The 14,561-nt window shown below is 69.5% G+C and carries 12 protein-coding genes; 10 read left to right on the top strand and 2 right to left on the bottom strand.

All coding sequences use genetic code 11. The features are described from left to right. Positions 1-9 precede the first annotated feature (9 nt). Both EV139_RS04700 and EV139_RS04695 read left to right on the top strand, forming a co-directional pair. Positions 10-1,032 carry a LysR family transcriptional regulator gene (locus EV139_RS04700; protein ID WP_130453159.1) on the top strand — a complete coding sequence of 341 codons (1,023 nt, stop codon included), beginning with the start codon at positions 10-12 and terminating at the stop codon, positions 1,030-1,032. Positions 1,033-1,108: 76 nt separating this feature from the next. Beyond that, a complete protein-coding gene (locus EV139_RS04695; protein ID WP_130453158.1) occupies positions 1,109-1,777 on the top strand; it encodes a GntR family transcriptional regulator in 669 nt (222 codons plus the stop codon). A 136-nt stretch (positions 1,778-1,913) separates the two neighbouring features. Here the strand turns inward: EV139_RS04695 and EV139_RS04690 are convergent, their stop codons facing one another. Continuing rightward, positions 1,914-3,266, bottom strand: a complete 1,353-nt coding sequence (locus tag EV139_RS04690; RefSeq protein WP_130453157.1) for a DUF3500 domain-containing protein — start codon at positions 3,264-3,266, stop codon at positions 1,914-1,916. Positions 3,267-3,286: 20 nt separating this feature from the next. Next, entirely contained in the window at positions 3,287-4,336 is a 1,050-nt protein-coding gene (locus EV139_RS04685) for an amidohydrolase family protein (RefSeq protein ID WP_130453156.1), read from the bottom strand. Between the two features lie 300 nt (positions 4,337-4,636). On the opposite strand from EV139_RS04685, the gene EV139_RS04680 reads away from it, so the two are divergent. The 8 genes from EV139_RS04680 (at position 4,637) to EV139_RS04645 (ending at position 14,104) form a co-directional block, all read left to right on the top strand. Next, positions 4,637-5,446, top strand: coding sequence for a dienelactone hydrolase family protein (locus tag EV139_RS04680; RefSeq protein ID WP_130453155.1), 810 nt, complete (start codon positions 4,637-4,639; stop codon positions 5,444-5,446). A gap of 87 nt (positions 5,447-5,533) precedes the next feature. Continuing rightward, on the top strand, positions 5,534-6,826 hold the full coding sequence (locus EV139_RS04675) for an FAD-dependent monooxygenase (RefSeq protein WP_130453154.1): 1,293 nt from the start codon (positions 5,534-5,536) through the stop codon (positions 6,824-6,826). After that, the gene (locus EV139_RS04670) at positions 6,823-7,284 is read left to right on the top strand and encodes a YybH family protein (protein ID WP_241988964.1); all 462 of its coding nucleotides are present in this window, start codon (positions 6,823-6,825) and stop codon (positions 7,282-7,284) included. Before EV139_RS04675 ends, EV139_RS04670 begins: the two co-directional genes overlap by 4 nt. After that, complete coding sequence (locus EV139_RS04665; RefSeq protein ID WP_130453153.1) at positions 7,281-8,135, top strand: fumarylacetoacetate hydrolase family protein; 855 nt, start codon at positions 7,281-7,283, stop codon at positions 8,133-8,135. The genes EV139_RS04670 and EV139_RS04665 overlap by 4 nt, the downstream gene beginning before the upstream one ends. Before the next feature lies 1 nt (position 8,136). After that, a complete protein-coding gene (locus EV139_RS04660) occupies positions 8,137-8,565 on the top strand; it encodes a RidA family protein (RefSeq protein ID WP_130453152.1) in 429 nt (142 codons plus the stop codon). An 87-nt stretch (positions 8,566-8,652) separates the two neighbouring features. After that, positions 8,653-10,200, top strand: a complete 1,548-nt coding sequence (locus tag EV139_RS04655; protein WP_130453151.1) for an ABC transporter substrate-binding protein — start codon at positions 8,653-8,655, stop codon at positions 10,198-10,200. A gap of 230 nt (positions 10,201-10,430) precedes the next feature. Then, positions 10,431-11,378, top strand: coding sequence for an ABC transporter permease (locus EV139_RS04650; protein ID WP_130453150.1), 948 nt, complete (start codon positions 10,431-10,433; stop codon positions 11,376-11,378). Beyond that, complete coding sequence (locus EV139_RS04645) at positions 11,375-14,104, top strand: ABC transporter ATP-binding protein/permease (protein WP_130453149.1); 2,730 nt, start codon at positions 11,375-11,377, stop codon at positions 14,102-14,104. Before EV139_RS04650 ends, EV139_RS04645 begins: the two co-directional genes overlap by 4 nt. The last annotated feature ends 457 nt before the right edge of the window (positions 14,105-14,561 follow it).

The following is a 14,561-nucleotide window of genomic DNA, read 5'->3' as shown; positions in this document are numbered from 1 at the left end:
TATCACCTCATGGAACTTCGCACCCTGCGCTACTTCGTCGCGGTCGTCGAGGCCGGATCACTGACCGCCGCCGCCGCGCAGCTTCGTCTCTCGCAGCCGTCGTTGAGCGTCGCGATCTCCCGGCTCGAGACCGACGTGGGGGTGCCGTTGCTCACGCGCTCGCCGCGCGGCGTTGAACCGACCGCGGCGGGCCGGTTCCTGCTCGATGCCTCGTCGCGCGTGCTCGGCGACGTGGCGGAGATCACCGCGACCCTGGGGCGGTTCGGCGCGGGGCTCGCCGGCACGATCTCGCTCGCGGCCGTACCGGTGCTGATGTGGGCGCGAGTGCCCCGCCTCCTGCGCGAGTTCGCCGCCGTCGCGCCGGACGTCGAGGTGCGGCCGGTCGACCCGCCGCCGTGGGCCGCGATCGAGCTTCTGCAGCAGGGGCGCGTCGATCTCGCCGCGATCCTCGTCGCCGACCCGCGGCGGTTCTCGCGGCGCCATCGCGACGAGTTCGACATCCTCGACTGGGGGGAGGTGCCGCTCGTGGCGGTGCTGCCGCCCGACCACGGCGCCGCGACGGATTCAGGCGGGGGAGTGCGCCCCGGCTGTGCGCCACCCCGCAGCGATGCGCCGGGCGGGATCGGCGTGCCGGAGAGCGAGCCCCCGCAGCGCACGGCGTCGCCGCCCGCGGTGTCGCTGCGCGATTTCGACGGCGCCACCGTGGTGCTGCCGCACCGCACCGCCGCCGTGCCCAGCCTCCCCGAGGCGGTCGAGGCGACGTTCCGGCAGTACGGGGTCGAGCCCGGGGCGGTGCGCTCGGTCGAGACGATCCAGAGCGGGATGCCGCTCATCGAGGCGGGTCTCGCGTGGGGGCTCCTGCCGGATCCGGATCGGGCGAGCCTGGCGCGGTTCAACGTCAGCGTGCGCCCAGTGACGCCGGCCCCGAAGCCACTGCGTGCCCTGGTCTTGATGCGTCGCGGGGCAGCCACCGATCCGACGCTGCGGCGCCTGCTCGAGCGAATTGAATCAGATCCGGTGAATCGTGTGTGAAATCAGATAGGATTGGGGTGTGTTCTCGCGGCGCCGCGTCTGGCCCGCGCGAGCGCTCCGGACGGGAGAGAGAACGATGGCGAAGAGCAAGTCTGAGCAGTGCTACGACATTCTGAAGGCCGGCATCATGGACGGCACCTACGGTCCCGGCCACCGACTCGTCATCGACCAGCTCGGCCGCGAGCACGGCATCAGCTCAGTGCCCTGGCGCGAATCGCTACGCAAGCTCGAGGCCGAGGACTGGGTGGAGATCATCCCCAACGCTGGCGCCGTCGTGAAAACGTTCGACACCGGCGCGTGGAAGCGCACGATCCGCCTGCTGGCCCGGCTTGAAGGGCTCGCAACGGCGCTCGCCGCCGAGAACATGACGGCCGAGGACATCGCCACGGCGCGCGCCCTCAACGCCGAGATGCGCGACGCGATCGCCAACTTCGACACGAACCGCTTCGGGCGGCTGAACCGGCGCTTCCACCAGTTCATCTGCTCGCACTGCGGTGACGACCGGCTCGCCGCGATGGTGGAGGCTGAGTGGACCCGCATGGACATCATTCGCCGCTCCGCGTACTGGTACGCGCCGGGGCGTGCCGTGGCCTCGCTGGGCGAGCACGACGCTCTGCTGGATCTGATCGAGGCGGGCGAGGACGCCGAGACCATCGAAACCGCCGCGCGCAAGCACGAGGTCAACACGCTCGACGCGGTGCTCGACCACGACGAGCAGTCGCGCGCGGGAGCGGCGATCGTCTGAGGCAATTTGCGGGGCCCGCCGCGACGGGGCCTATTGCCCGCTGCGACGGAGCCCATTGCCCAACCGTGACCGCGTCCTATGCCCACCGCGGCGCGGTGCCCGCCGCAACGGGGCACCGCGCCGCGGTGGGGTCGGCCTAGCCCTCCGGGTGCGCGCGCCGCCACTGTGCGAGGTAGGCCTTGCCGTAATCGTTCCCGTTGGGGTGCCGCAGCGTCGTGTGCACGTGGAAGCGAGCGGGCAGTCGATTACTGAGCCACACCCCGGCGTGATGGTCGAGTTCCGCGAGGATCCCCGGGCCGTGCACGCGGAAGTAGAAGGGCTGCGAGCCGTCGGTCGCCCCGTACCAGGACAGGTGCGTCTCGTCGAGGTGAGCCACGGCCTCGGCGAGGGTTGCCCGGCGCTGCTCGGGGCGCAGCAGAAGCAGGAAGTCCTCGATGATCCGCTCGAGTAGCCTGCGCTGCGCGGCAGAGAGCTCGGCGGCGCTGATCCCCTCGTAGGGGATCACCCGGTTGTCGCGGAACGCCCCGGCGACGTGCCGCTCGTCGGCGGGATGCAGCCGGCCCGCCGGCATCGCCGGGTCGAGGACCGACGAGAATACGACGGCGCGCTCGCGCTGTTCCGGAGTGAGAGACTCTGCGAGCTCGATCGCCCACTGCTCGCGCGCGTCGAAGAGCGGGGGGCGCTCGTCGGCCGCGAGCGCGGGCTCCGCACCGATGAACACGGGGGCGATCACGTCGCGGCCGCCCACGGTCACGAAGTTGAGCGCGACGTGGTGACCGAACAGCTGCCACCCCCACGGGGAGCCCGCCGCCGGGTCGCCGAAGATCGCGAACCAGTAGCTGCCCGGGTTCATGATCGTCGGCAGCTCGACGAGTTCGCCGAGATAGCCATTGAGCTCCATCGCCTCTCGCACCCTGGCGTACCCGGGCGCGCTGAGCGAGGCGCGCAGCACCTCGTGCACCGCCTCGACGATCAGCGCCGACTGATCTTCGAGCCGCAGCCCCGTGCGGAAGAACACGAACTCCGGGTTGCTCCACCCCCGCCACTCAGGGGCGTCGAGCGGGTAGGTCACCGCGGCGCGCTGTTCGTCCGTGAGGAGGTCGAGCAGCGCGGTCGCGGCCGGAGCCGCCGCGGGCATCGCCGCTTCGGCGGACCCTGGCGCGAAGGGGTCCGCGCTGGCCGCAGTGCCAGCGGCGCTGAGTCTGTACACGTCGTCCCTGATCCGCCCGTCGGTGGTGATCCCCACGAAAGGTTCGTCGTAGAGCTCGCGCCAGCCGGCGAGCAGCTCGCGGAGGAACGGCGCGCGGTACCGGTCGGCAGTGAACTCCTCGTAGCTCATGCCCCGGTAGGGCGCGAGCACCTCGTCCTGGAGCGGGTAGAGGTGCTCGCGGTAGCTCCCGGTCGAGAGCTCGACGGCCTCGTCGCGGCCGCGCGTGCGGTCGGTGGAGAAGAACTCGTCGATGTCGTTCTGCGGTCGATGCTGCGACATGATCCCGGTGTGCTCCGCGCCTAGATGGGCAGGTTGAACAGGCGCTTCGCGTTCCCCGAGAGCACGAGTTCGCGGTCGGCGGCGCTGATCTCGAGCTCGTTCTGTACGAAGTCGACGCCCTGGCCCATCCAGCTGTAGAAGACGGGGAACGAGGATCCGAAGAGGTAGTGGTCGGCGCCGTTGATCTTGAGCGCGGCCTCCACCTGGTCCTTGCCCCAGGAGTGCGGGTGCGTCATATCGAAGAAGATGTTCTCGTCGAGGTACTGCTTGATCTTCTCGCCGCCCGTGGGGTCGAGGCGCTGCATCGCCTCGGCCTTGTTCGTCTGGTGCGGGGTGAGCAGCGCGGTGTTGGCGAACCAGTTGCCGCCCATCATCGTGTGGATGAAGCGCAGGCCGGGCATGCGATCGAACATGCCGCTGAAGAGCTCGCGGCCCACGGCGACGCCCTGGTCCACGATCCGGCCGTACTCGCGGCGGAGGTTTGTGTAGTCGATCACCGACTTGTACTCGACGGGCAGCGGGGTGTGGTGCACCACGACCGGGATATCGAGCTTCTCGATCACCTTGAGATAGGGCTCGAACACCTCGTCGTCGAGGTAGAGCTGTCCGTAGTGGCAGGCGAGCTGCACCCCGACGGCCCCGAGCTCGCCCACGCAGCGCTCAAGCTCGTAGATGTTCTCCTTGCCGCCCCACGGCGGGACACACGCGGTGGAGAACAGGCGGCCGCCCGATCGCGAGACGATGTCGGCCGCGTTGTCGTTGACTGCGCGGCAGGTCTCGACGTCGAGCCACTCCTGCCACACGGGCACGCGCATCACCCCGTAGTCGACGCCCGCCTCGTCCATCGCGGCGAGCTTTGACTCGACCGAGTAGTCGCCCTCGACGTAGTTGAGGTTCTGGTACCCCTTGGGCTTCTCGAGGACGAGCTGCTTCTTGCCGCTGTCCATAGTGATGACGCTGGCGATCTCGCCGAACCCGCGCGGTGCGCTGTTCAGGAAGCCGTTGAGGATCTTCTCGTTCGTAAAGAGATCCTCGGGGAGGTGGTGAATGTTGATGTCGACGACGGTCATGTCGAGTGCTCCTTATGGTGCTGCTTCGTTGCGGTCCTGGTGAGCACTCCCACTCGCAGTGGGAGGTGATCGTGTGTGAAATCATACGTGATCCACCGAAAGCGCGGAAGCCTGCACGATGGCCCGGGATGCCCGAGAGGCGCGAAACCCCCAGATCAAACTGGGTTTTCTGTAAATAATCACACGCGGTGATCGCGCGTGATTCGGCGGTGAAATCGCATTTCGCCGGTGATCGCACTTGAAATCGTGTGTGATTCTGCGTACGATACAAAACGACGTTCGACGAGGAATGGGGGCGACATGATCGATCTGGAGACGCGAGATATCGCCTACCGGAGCGGCGGCACCGACATGCTGGGGTTGCTGTGCGCGCCGGCTGGATCCGCCGCCGCCCCCACCGTCTTTCTCGTGCACGACGCGTTCGGCCTCGGCGGCGAGACCGTGGAGATCGCGCACCGCCTCGCTTCGCAGGGCTTCGCTGTGTTTGCGGCCGACGTGTGGTCGGGGCGGCGGCAGCCAGCATCACCCGCGGAGGTGGGGCCGCTCATTGGCGGGATGGTGGGGGATCGGGCCGAGTGGCATGCGCGACTCACGGCCGGGCTTGAAGCGGCGATCGCTCAGCCGGAGGTCGACCCGCGCGCGGTTGTCGGCCTGGGCCACTGCTTCGGCGGGTCCTCGGTGCTCGAGCTGTTGCGCGGGGGCGGCGCTCTCTGCGGGGCCATCGCGATCCACCCGGGTCTTGACCTGCTCGCCGGGGAGTGGCGCGCCCCGGCCGTTTCTACCGCCGCAGCGCCCGCTGGCGCTGCCGCCGCAGCGCCCACCCCGCGCGCACCTCGCGTGCTGATCTGCGCCGGGGCCGACGATCCGATGGCTACCCCGGACCAGCGCGCCGACCTCCAGGCCGGGCTCGATCGCGCGGGGTTCGAGTGGGAGCTCGTGCTCTACAGCGGCACCGTGCACGCGTTCACGAGCCCGCACGCCGCACACTCGCCGGAGCCGCACGTCTTCAACTATCACCCGGAGAACGCCGCGCGCGCCGGGCGGGCCACCCTGGGGTATCTGCGCGAGCTCTTCCCCGCCCGGTTCCCGGAGCCACCCGGCGTGCACTGACCGCGCCCAGCACCGCCCGGATCCGGATTCGGGTCCGGACACGAGACCCGCGGCCGCGCGCCGCACCACCGTACAGAGGAGTACACCGTGAATATCGCCATCATCGGGGCGGGCCCAGGCGGCCTGATCACCGCTCTCCGGCTGCAGCAGCAGGGCTTCGCGCCGACGATCTACGAGACGGTGCCCGAGCTCAAGCCGCTCGGCGTCGGGGTGGACATCAAGGTCTACGGGCTCAAGGAGATCGAGGAGATCGGGCTGCTTGAGGAGTTCCGTGCGATGTCGGTGGACGCGGTCGATTCGGTGTTTTACAACCACTTTGGCCAGGAGATCTACGCCGAGAAGTGCGGCGTGCACATGGGGTACGAGCACGAGCAGCGCTTCGTGCATCGCGGTGAGCTGCAGATGCTGTTCTATCGCACGGTGCAGGATCGGCTCGGTGCCGACGCGATCGTGCTGGGGGCCCGCGTGACCTCCTACGAGCAGGACGACGCGGGCGTGACCCTGCGCCTCGAGCACCGCGACGGCCGCACCGAACGGGTGCGGCACGACGCCGTGATCGCCGCGGACGGGATCAACTCGGCGGTGCGCGCGCAGATGCACCCTGAGCTCTCGGAACCGCACTACTCCGGTATCACGATGTACCGCGGCACGACGCTGCGCGAGCCGTTCCGCGACGGCCACACGATCCTGCACATCGGCGACCCGCGCATCTCGTCAATGATCGTCTACCCGATCGTCGACAACTTCGAGGGCACCGGGAAGACCCTCGTGAACTGGGTAGTCGAGGCCGAGCGCGACGAAACAGTGGAGGACTGGAATCAGGTCGGTTCGGTCGACGAGATTCTGCCCTATTACGAGGGAGTCGACATCGACTTCATCGACATCCAGCAGCTGATCGCCGACGCGCGCGAGGTGTACCTGTTCCCGCTGATCCGTCACGACCCGCTCGAGACGTGGGTCGACGGCCGGGTGGTGCTCCTCGGCGACGCGGCGCACGCGATGTACCCGCGCGGCGGCAACGGCGTCTGCCAGGCGTTCCTCGACGCCCGGGTCGTGTCCGAGCAACTCGCGGCGCACGCTGACCCGCACGAGGCGTTCCTGGCCTACGACGCCGCCCGTCGGGTGCCCGTCAACCGCATCGTGATGAACATGCGTGGCGAGGGCTACGAGGTGATCCGGCGTATGGTGGCCGAGCGCACCGACGGGAAGCCCCTTGCGGACCGCGCCGACATCGAGGAGGTCCTGCCCCTCGCCGAGGCGGACGAGCTGTTCTCGAACTACCACCGACTGGTGGGCCAGCCGCTGCGGGCCGGGCACGACACGTACTCGAGCGGATTCCGCACTTGGCAGTCCGAGCCGGCGACCGGGGTGCGCGCGTGAGCGCCGCCGAGCGGACCGCCACCGCGGAGACCGCGGCCGCGCTGCTCGACGCCGAGCGCCGGCGGCAGCGAGCACTCATCGACGGCGACGCTGACGCGCTCGATGCGCTCTTTGACGAGAGCCTCGTGCACGTTCACGCCCCCGGCGTCGTGCAGGGCAAGGCCGAGCTGCTGGAGCACGTCGCCGTGCGGCGGCCCTACCTTGAGATCACCCGCGGTGAACTCGCGATGCGGGTCTTTGGGGACGTGGCAATCGTCACCGGCACGCTCACCAACCGGATGCGCGCCCCGGGCGGCGGGGAGCGGACACTCAGCGGTCCCGTGACTCAGGTGCTCCACCGCGGCGCCGACGGCGCGTGGCGGTTCGTGAGCTTTCACATGACCCCGTTTGGAGAGAAAGTCTGGGGCGAACTGCCCTCGGAGCAGCGCGCCGAGGCGCACGAGGGGGGACAGTCGTGAAGATCGCACGCTTCCGCGCGGCCGACGGCGCCGTGCGGCTCGGCAGGGTCGACGGCGAGCGTGTTGTCGATCTCGCCGACGTCACCGGCGGAACCTCCTCGCTGCGCGAGCTCATCCCCGAGCTCGACCGGCTCCGCGCCGCCATCGAGGCCGCGGAGGGAGCGTCGCACGCGCTTGCGGAGGTGACCCTCGAAGCCCCGATCGACGCCCCCCAGAAGTACCTCGCGATCGGAATGAACTACCGCGAGCACGCCGCGGAGGCGCGGGCAGCCGGGATTCCCACCCCGAAGAATCAGCTGTGGTTCAACAAGCAGGTCTCGTGCATCGTCGGCCCGCACGCCGACATCGTGAAACCGAGCGTCTCGGACGCGCTCGACTACGAGATCGAACTGGGCGTCGTGATCGGGCAGCAGTGCCGGCACGTTTCGGCGGCCGACGCGCACGCGGTGATCGCCGGGTACCTCGTCGCGAACGACGTGTCGGTGCGCGACTGGCTGCAGCACCGCTCGCCCACGTTCACGCTCGGCAAGTCGTTCGACACGCACGGCCCCATCGGCCCGTGGCTCACCACCGCCGACGAGATCGAGGATCCGCAGTCGCTGCGGATGCGACTCACGGTCAACGGCGAGGTGCGGCAGGACTGGCGTACCGACGACATGATCTACAACATCGCCGCGCAGATCGCCGAGCTCAGCACCGTGATGACGCTCATGCCGGGCGACATCATCGCGACGGGGACTCCGGCGGGGATCGGAGCTCCGACCGGAAACTTTCTCCGAGTCGGCGACGTGGTCCGCGCAGAGATCGAGGGGCTCGGCGCCATCGAAAACACCGTGGTCGGGGAGCACTGACGTGTCGGGGCGGGAGAGCGTGTACCTCACCGGGTTCGCCCACTCGAACCCGGTACCGGTCGCGAGCCGGATCGGCCCGTTTGTGCACTCGGGCGTGCTCACGGGCCGCGACCCGCGCACCGGCGAGATGCCCGCCGGGATCGACGCGCAGTGCGCCAATGTGTTTGCGCACGTACGCGAGCTCATGGCGGCCGTCGGCGGCACCACGGACAACATCGCGAAGCTCACTTGCCACCTCGCGCAGTACCGGGATCGCGACGCGCTCAACAGCGAGTGGGAGACGATGTTTCCCGATCCCGGCAATCGCCCGGCCCGGCAGGTCATGGCGGCCACGCTCGACGGCGGCGCGCTCATCCACTGCGACCTCGTCGCGATCATCACTGATGGATCCGCTCCGGCGGACGTGTCCACCGCAGAATCTTCGCCCTGACCTCGATCTTCCTGCCCCACAATCCGAAGTTCGCAATAATGTGCAGCGGCCGTTGCTGCTCGCACTGCTAGACGCAAGGAGGCGTCCATGTCCACCAGATCATTCATGTTGAAGGCGATCGTCCCGCTGGGTATCGCGGGGCTGCTGCTCTCGGGCTGCTCCGGCAGCTCGGGAGGCTCCGGCGACGGCGGCAGCTCCGCCGCGGCCACGAGCGACACGCTCCGCGCGAACTGGGGCGGCTTCCCCGAGACCTGGGAGCCCGGCTCCCAGGCCATGGAGCCCGGGTACATGCGCGTGCCGTACGAGACCCTCGTGCTGCGCGAGAAGGACGGCACGATCCTGCCGTATCTCGCTACCGAGTGGGAGTTCGGCGAGGGTGCGAAGTCGCTCACGCTCACCCTGCGCGACGATGTCACGTTCCACGACGGCACCCCGTTCAACGCGGAGGCCGTGAAGACGAACATCGAGTACGTGCGCGACGTGGTGGGTGGCCAGTTCGGCGGGCCGCTCGCCTCGGGCGTTGAATCGGTGGACGTGATCGACGACACTCACGTATCCCTCACGTTCAGCCGCCCGTTCGGCACGTTCCTTGACCTACTCAGCCAGCGCAACCTGCCCATGGCGTCCCCGGCCGCGATCGCCGACGGCTCGATCAAGACCACACCCGTCGGCACGAGCCCCTGGGCGTACGATGCGGAGCGCTCGATCGACGGCACGAAGATGTTCTTCGGCGAGTACGCCGACTACTGGGGTGAGAAGCCCGGGTTCGCGAACGTCGAACTCTTCGGTATCGCCGACGACACAGCCGCCACGGCGGCGCTGCTCAGCGGCGACCTCGACGTCACCGACACCGAGATCGACGAGCTGCCCCGCCTTGAGTCCGCGGGCAACGTCGACACCTTCGACTACCCCGCGATCCGCGTCAACCTGAACTTCCTTGACCGCGGTGCCGGCGGAATCTTCGAGGACCAGCAGGTGCGCGAGGCGCTCTGCTACGCCATCGACGGCAACGTGATCGCCAGCCTGAGCGAGGACCGCACCGCCGAGACCCAGCACTTCGTCGAGGGCGAGTTCGGCTACAACCCGGAGATCGTGGGCTACGACGCGAACCTCGAGAAGGCGAAGGAGATCTGGGAAGAGCTCGGCAACCCCGAGATCACGGCACAGGTTGGCGCGGCGCCGTTCAACAAGCAGGAGATCACGGTGCGCGCCGAGCAGATGAGTCAGCTGCCGAACGTGAACATTACGGTGCAGGAGCTGACGGCGCCGCAGTACTTCTCGACCTGGAACAACGGCAGCTACCCGCTCGGCGTGGGCAACAACGCCCAAATTACGCCCGCTGACTGGTACGGCAGCTGGTTCTCTGAGAACGCGCCGCTCAACACGTCGAAGACCGTGAGCGAGAAGCTCTCGGGCCTCGCCGGTAAGGCGCTCGGCTCCACCGGAACCCCCGAAGCCGACGCGAACTGGCAGGCAGTGATGCAGGAGATCTCAGACGAGGCGCTTGCGTGCAGCCACTCCGTGAACCTCGAGAGCATTGCCTACAACACCGACACGGTGGCCGACGTGCAGCCCGCGATCCAGGTCTGGGAGCAGAACCTGATCGACTACCGCGCGGTGAAGCCCGCGAGCTAGCCGAGTCCGGGCTCGTCCCGGGTCCCGGGGTGCGCGACCGCCGTGTCGACCGCGCACCCCGGGCCGGGCGCATCCGGTCTCCCGCGCCTGTCCCGCGCATGCCGAGCCCGTCGCGCCTGCCGAGCCTGCCGAACCTGCCGCGCCTCCCGCGTCAGGAGCGCACCGATCCACCCCAACCCCGAGGAGAACGAACCGATGGCATCACGAGTGACCACACCGAGGGAGGCGCCATGCTGAAGCTCATCGGCACGCGGCTCGCGCTCGCGGTGCCGCAGCTCCTCCTCGTCTCGGCGCTGGTGTTCCTGCTCGTGTACCTCGTGCCGGGGAGCGCGGCCGCGCTGATCCTCGGCGACGCCGCCGCCAGCCCGGAGGAGATCGCCCGGGTCGAGGCCCAGCTGGGACTCGACCGGCCATTCTTCGTGCGGCTCTTCGACTGGATCGGCGCAGCGCTGCAGGGCGACCTCGGTACCTCGCTCCAGAGCGGCCGGCCGGTCGCCGAGCTCATCGCCGAGAAGCTGCCGGCCACGCTGTCCCTCATAGCGGGCGGACTGCTGGTCGCGATGCTCGTTGGCATCGGCCTCGGCGTGCTCGCGGGCACGCACGCGCGGCGCCCGATTGATCGCGGGGTCACCGCCTTCACCTCGCTGCTGCAGGCAATCCCGGAGTTCTGGCTCGGCCTGCTCCTCGTGCTCGTCTTCGTGATCCAGCTCGGCGTCGCCCCCGTGGTTGCCTGGGTGCCGCCCGAACAAGACTTCTGGGGCTGGGCGCGCGGCCTGATCCTGCCGGCACTCGCGCTCGGTGCAGGCGCGTCGGCGCTTATCGCGCGGCAGACGCGCACCGCGATCGCCGCGGCGCTCTCGTCCCGCTACGCCGACACGCTCACCGCGGCAGGCGTGCCGCGGCAGCGCATCATCTGGGTGTACGCGCTCAAGAACGCTATGGTGCCCGTGCTCGCCGCCTCCGCGCTCGCCGTGTCGATCCTGTTCGGCACGAGCCTCGTGATGGAGCGCGTCTTCGCCTTTCCTGGCGTGGGCTCAATGCTCGTCAACGCGGTGATCGGCAAGGACTTCCCGCTGGTGCAGGGCACCGTGCTCGTGGTCGCGATCATCATCATCGCCGTCAATCTCATCGTCGACATCTGCTACGGCATCATCAACCCGAAGGCGAGGCCGCAGTGACCAACCCCACCCCTCCCAAGACGCAGGTGCTCGGTGTTCCCGGTGCCGGCGGTTCGCGCACCAAGGGTCCCTCGTTCGTGCGCCGGCTCCTCACCCAACCGGCGACGCTGCTGTCGCTCGCCTGGCTGCTCGTGGTGGTGGTGTGCGCGGTGTTCGCCGACGCGCTCGCGCCCTACGACCCGCTCCAGAACACGTTCACACCCGACGCGCTGCTACAGGGCCCCAGCGCCGAGCACTGGCTCGGCACCGACGACAACGGCCGCGACGTGCTCAGCCGCATGATCTTCGGCGCCAGGATCGCGCTGCTCGTCGGCCTGGGATCCGTGCTGATCGCGATCGTGATCGGAGTGCCGATCGGGCTGCTGCTCGGCTACCGTGGCGGGTGGTGGGACCGGATCGGCACCCGCTTCGTCGACATCCTCGACGCGCTGCCCGGCCTGCTCGTCGCGGTCGCGGTGATCGCGATCCTCGGTCGCGGGCTGCCGGCGCTCATGCTCGCGATCGGTCTGATCTTCGCCATGAACTTTGCGCGCATGACTCGCGCGATCACGCTCACGGAGCGCGGCAAGATGTACATCGACGCCGCGAAGGTGTCTGGCCTGCGCGAGGCGGCGATCCTGTTCAAACAGATCCTGCCCAACCTCATCGGTCCGCTCGTGATCCAGGGCGCGGTGCTCACGGGCTCGGCGATCATCATCGAGTCGATGCTGAGCTTCCTCGGCATCGGGCTGCAGTCGGCGGTCCCCTCCTGGGGCGGGCTGCTTGGCCTCGCCGCGACGAAGCTCGCCGTGCAGCCGTTCCTCGCAATCCCGCCGGGCGTCGCGATCGTGCTCACCGTCCTCTCCTTCAACATGATCGGCGATGGCATTAACGACGCGCTCGCCGGGGAGAAGCGCAAAGCGGTGAAGCCGGTGAAGCGCACGGCAGCGCCCAGCCGCGGAGCAGGCGCTGCCGGTGCGGGTGCTGCCGGTGCGGGTGCGGATGCTGTGCCTGCCGCCGCCGCGGTTGGCGGATCCGGATCGGAGCCCCGTCCGGTCCTTGACGTCCGCGACCTTGAGATCGCGCTGAACACCGCCGACGGGACCCGCTCACTCGTGCGGAATGTCGACCTCACCGTCGGCCGCGGCGAGATCGTCGGCCTGATCGGCGAGTCCGGATCGGGCAAGTCGACGCTGGCGCGAGCGATCCTCGGCCTTATGCAGCCCGGCATCGGCGTTGCGCGCGGTCAGATCCTGCTCGACGGCGAGGACATTGCCGGGCTCGGAGAGAAGGGCTTGCGCGGGATCCGCGGCACACGGATCGCTGCGATCTTCCAGGACCCAATGGCGTCGCTCTCACCCGTGCACACCGTGGGCCAGCAGCTCACGGAGACGCTCCGCACCCACGCGAAGCTCACACGGGCAGCGGCCCGGGCGCGTGCCGCCGAGCTCCTCACCCGCGTCGGCGTGGTGAACGCCGCCCAGCGACTCGACGACTACCCGCACCAGTTCTCGGGCGGGATGGCGCAGCGCGTCGCGATCGCGATCTCCATCGCCTCGAACCCCGAGCTCATCATCGCCGACGAGGCGACGAGCGCGCTCGACGTCACCACCCAGGCCCAGGTGCTCGACCTGCTGCTCGAACTGCGCGACGAGATGGGGCTGAGCATTCTCTTCATCACGCACGGCCTCGGCGTGGCCGCGGAAGCGTGCGACCGCGTGGTCGTGATGTACCAGGGCGAGATCGTCGAGACCGCCGGGGTGTGGGAGCTGTTCGACAGGCCGCAGCACGAGTACACGGAGCGGCTGCTCGCCGCCAACCCCGCCCTGCACGTCGCGGAGCGGCGCGACCCGGGCGCGGGGGCCGAAGCGGCCGGGCAAAGCACCCATGCGCCTCCGCTGCTGCGCGTGCGCGACCTCTCGCTCTCGTACCGCACCCCGACCCTGTTCGGCGGGGCCGCGCACCCGGTCGTCTCCGACGTGAGCTTCGACATCGCCCCCGGCGAGACGCTCGGCCTCGTGGGCGAGTCTGGATCCGGCAAATCGACCACCGGCCGCGCGATCCTGCGCCTCCTCCCCGTCGCCTCGGGCAGCATCGAGTTCGAGGGCACCGACATCACGAGTTTCGGTGCGCACACCCCGCTGAGCTACCGCAAGCAGGTGCAGGCGGTGTTCCAGGACCCGTCGATGTCGCTCAACCCGCAGCAACCCGTATCGGCGGCGCTCACGGCCGCGCTCACCAGGCACGGCATCGGGGATCGTGCCGAGCGCGAGCACCTCGCCGAGACCGCGTTCGCGCAGGTGGGGCTCACGGGCGACCACATGCGGCGGCGCCCCGCGGAACTCTCCGGTGGGCAGCAGCAGCGCGTCGCTATCGCGCGGGCGCTCGTGCTGCGGCCGCGGCTCGTCGTGTGCGACGAGGCGGTGAGCGCGCTCGACCTCCTCACCCAGCGGCAGATCATCGAGCTGCTGGCCCAGCTGCAGGAGGAGACCGGCATCAGCTACCTCTTCATCGCTCACGACCTCGGCCTCGTGCGCAATATCTGCGACCGGATCGCCGTGATGCGCTCGGGCAAGCTCGTCGAGATCGCGGAGACCGAGCAGCTGTTTGAGGCGCCCGAGCACCCGTACACGAAGCGGCTGCTGGGCGCGACGCCCGCCGACCACCCCGAGGGGCGCGAGGAGCGGCGGCGCGTTCGCGTCGAGTACGCGCGGGCGCACGCGGCCGGGCAGATCCCCGTGCCGTAGCGGGGCGGCGCGTTCGGCGGCAGCGGGGGCGGTGGGTGGTGGGGTGCGAGCGCGCGCGTGCCCGGGCGCGCACTCGCACCCCGTCGCCCCTCCGCCCCTCCGCTCCACCCCACCGCTCCTCCACCCCATCCACCCTTCCACCCCTCCACCCTTCCACCCCTCCGCCCTTCCACGAGCGTGCGGCTCCGATGCGAGCGTGCGGCTTCGTGTCGGGTGTGCGGGTGTGCGGGGCCCCGACGAGTGTGCGGCTTCGTGTCGAGCGTGCGGCTTCGCGACCGTTGTGATGCCGCACGCTCGTGCGCGGATCCTCCACTCGTGGGGAGCGAGTCGAGTCGCCGGTCCCGATCGTGCGGTCCTGATCCTGTGGCCCGCCTCGGTCGGCGCTTGAGGCCGGTTCGGCCCGCGAGGCGAGCGCCGCCCGGCCGGCGTCCGAGTTCCCCGAGCCCCCCCGCGCCGT

This window comes from Leucobacter luti (assembly GCF_004217175.1).
Classification (GTDB): domain Bacteria; phylum Actinomycetota; class Actinomycetes; order Actinomycetales; family Microbacteriaceae; genus Leucobacter; species Leucobacter luti.
The sequence above is the reverse complement of the archived record's forward strand: the minus strand, read 5'-3'. Positions and strand labels throughout refer to the sequence as shown.

Excerpts from the sequence above, each read along its gene's own strand:
- EV139_RS04700 (WP_130453159.1), top strand. The coding sequence starts at position 10 with ATGGAACTTCGCACCCTGCGCTACTTCGTCGCGGTCGTCGAGGCCGGA.
- EV139_RS04695 (WP_130453158.1), top strand. The coding sequence starts at position 1,109 with ATGGCGAAGAGCAAGTCTGAGCAGTGCTACGACATTCTGAAGGCCGGC.
- EV139_RS04690 (WP_130453157.1), bottom strand. The coding sequence starts at position 3,266 with ATGTCGCAGCATCGACCGCAGAACGACATCGACGAGTTCTTCTCCACC.
- EV139_RS04685 (WP_130453156.1), bottom strand. The coding sequence starts at position 4,336 with ATGACCGTCGTCGACATCAACATTCACCACCTCCCCGAGGATCTCTTT.
- EV139_RS04680 (WP_130453155.1), top strand. The coding sequence starts at position 4,637 with ATGATCGATCTGGAGACGCGAGATATCGCCTACCGGAGCGGCGGCACC.
- EV139_RS04655 (WP_130453151.1), top strand. The coding sequence starts at position 8,653 with ATGTCCACCAGATCATTCATGTTGAAGGCGATCGTCCCGCTGGGTATC.
- EV139_RS04650 (WP_130453150.1), top strand. The coding sequence starts at position 10,431 with ATGCTGAAGCTCATCGGCACGCGGCTCGCGCTCGCGGTGCCGCAGCTC.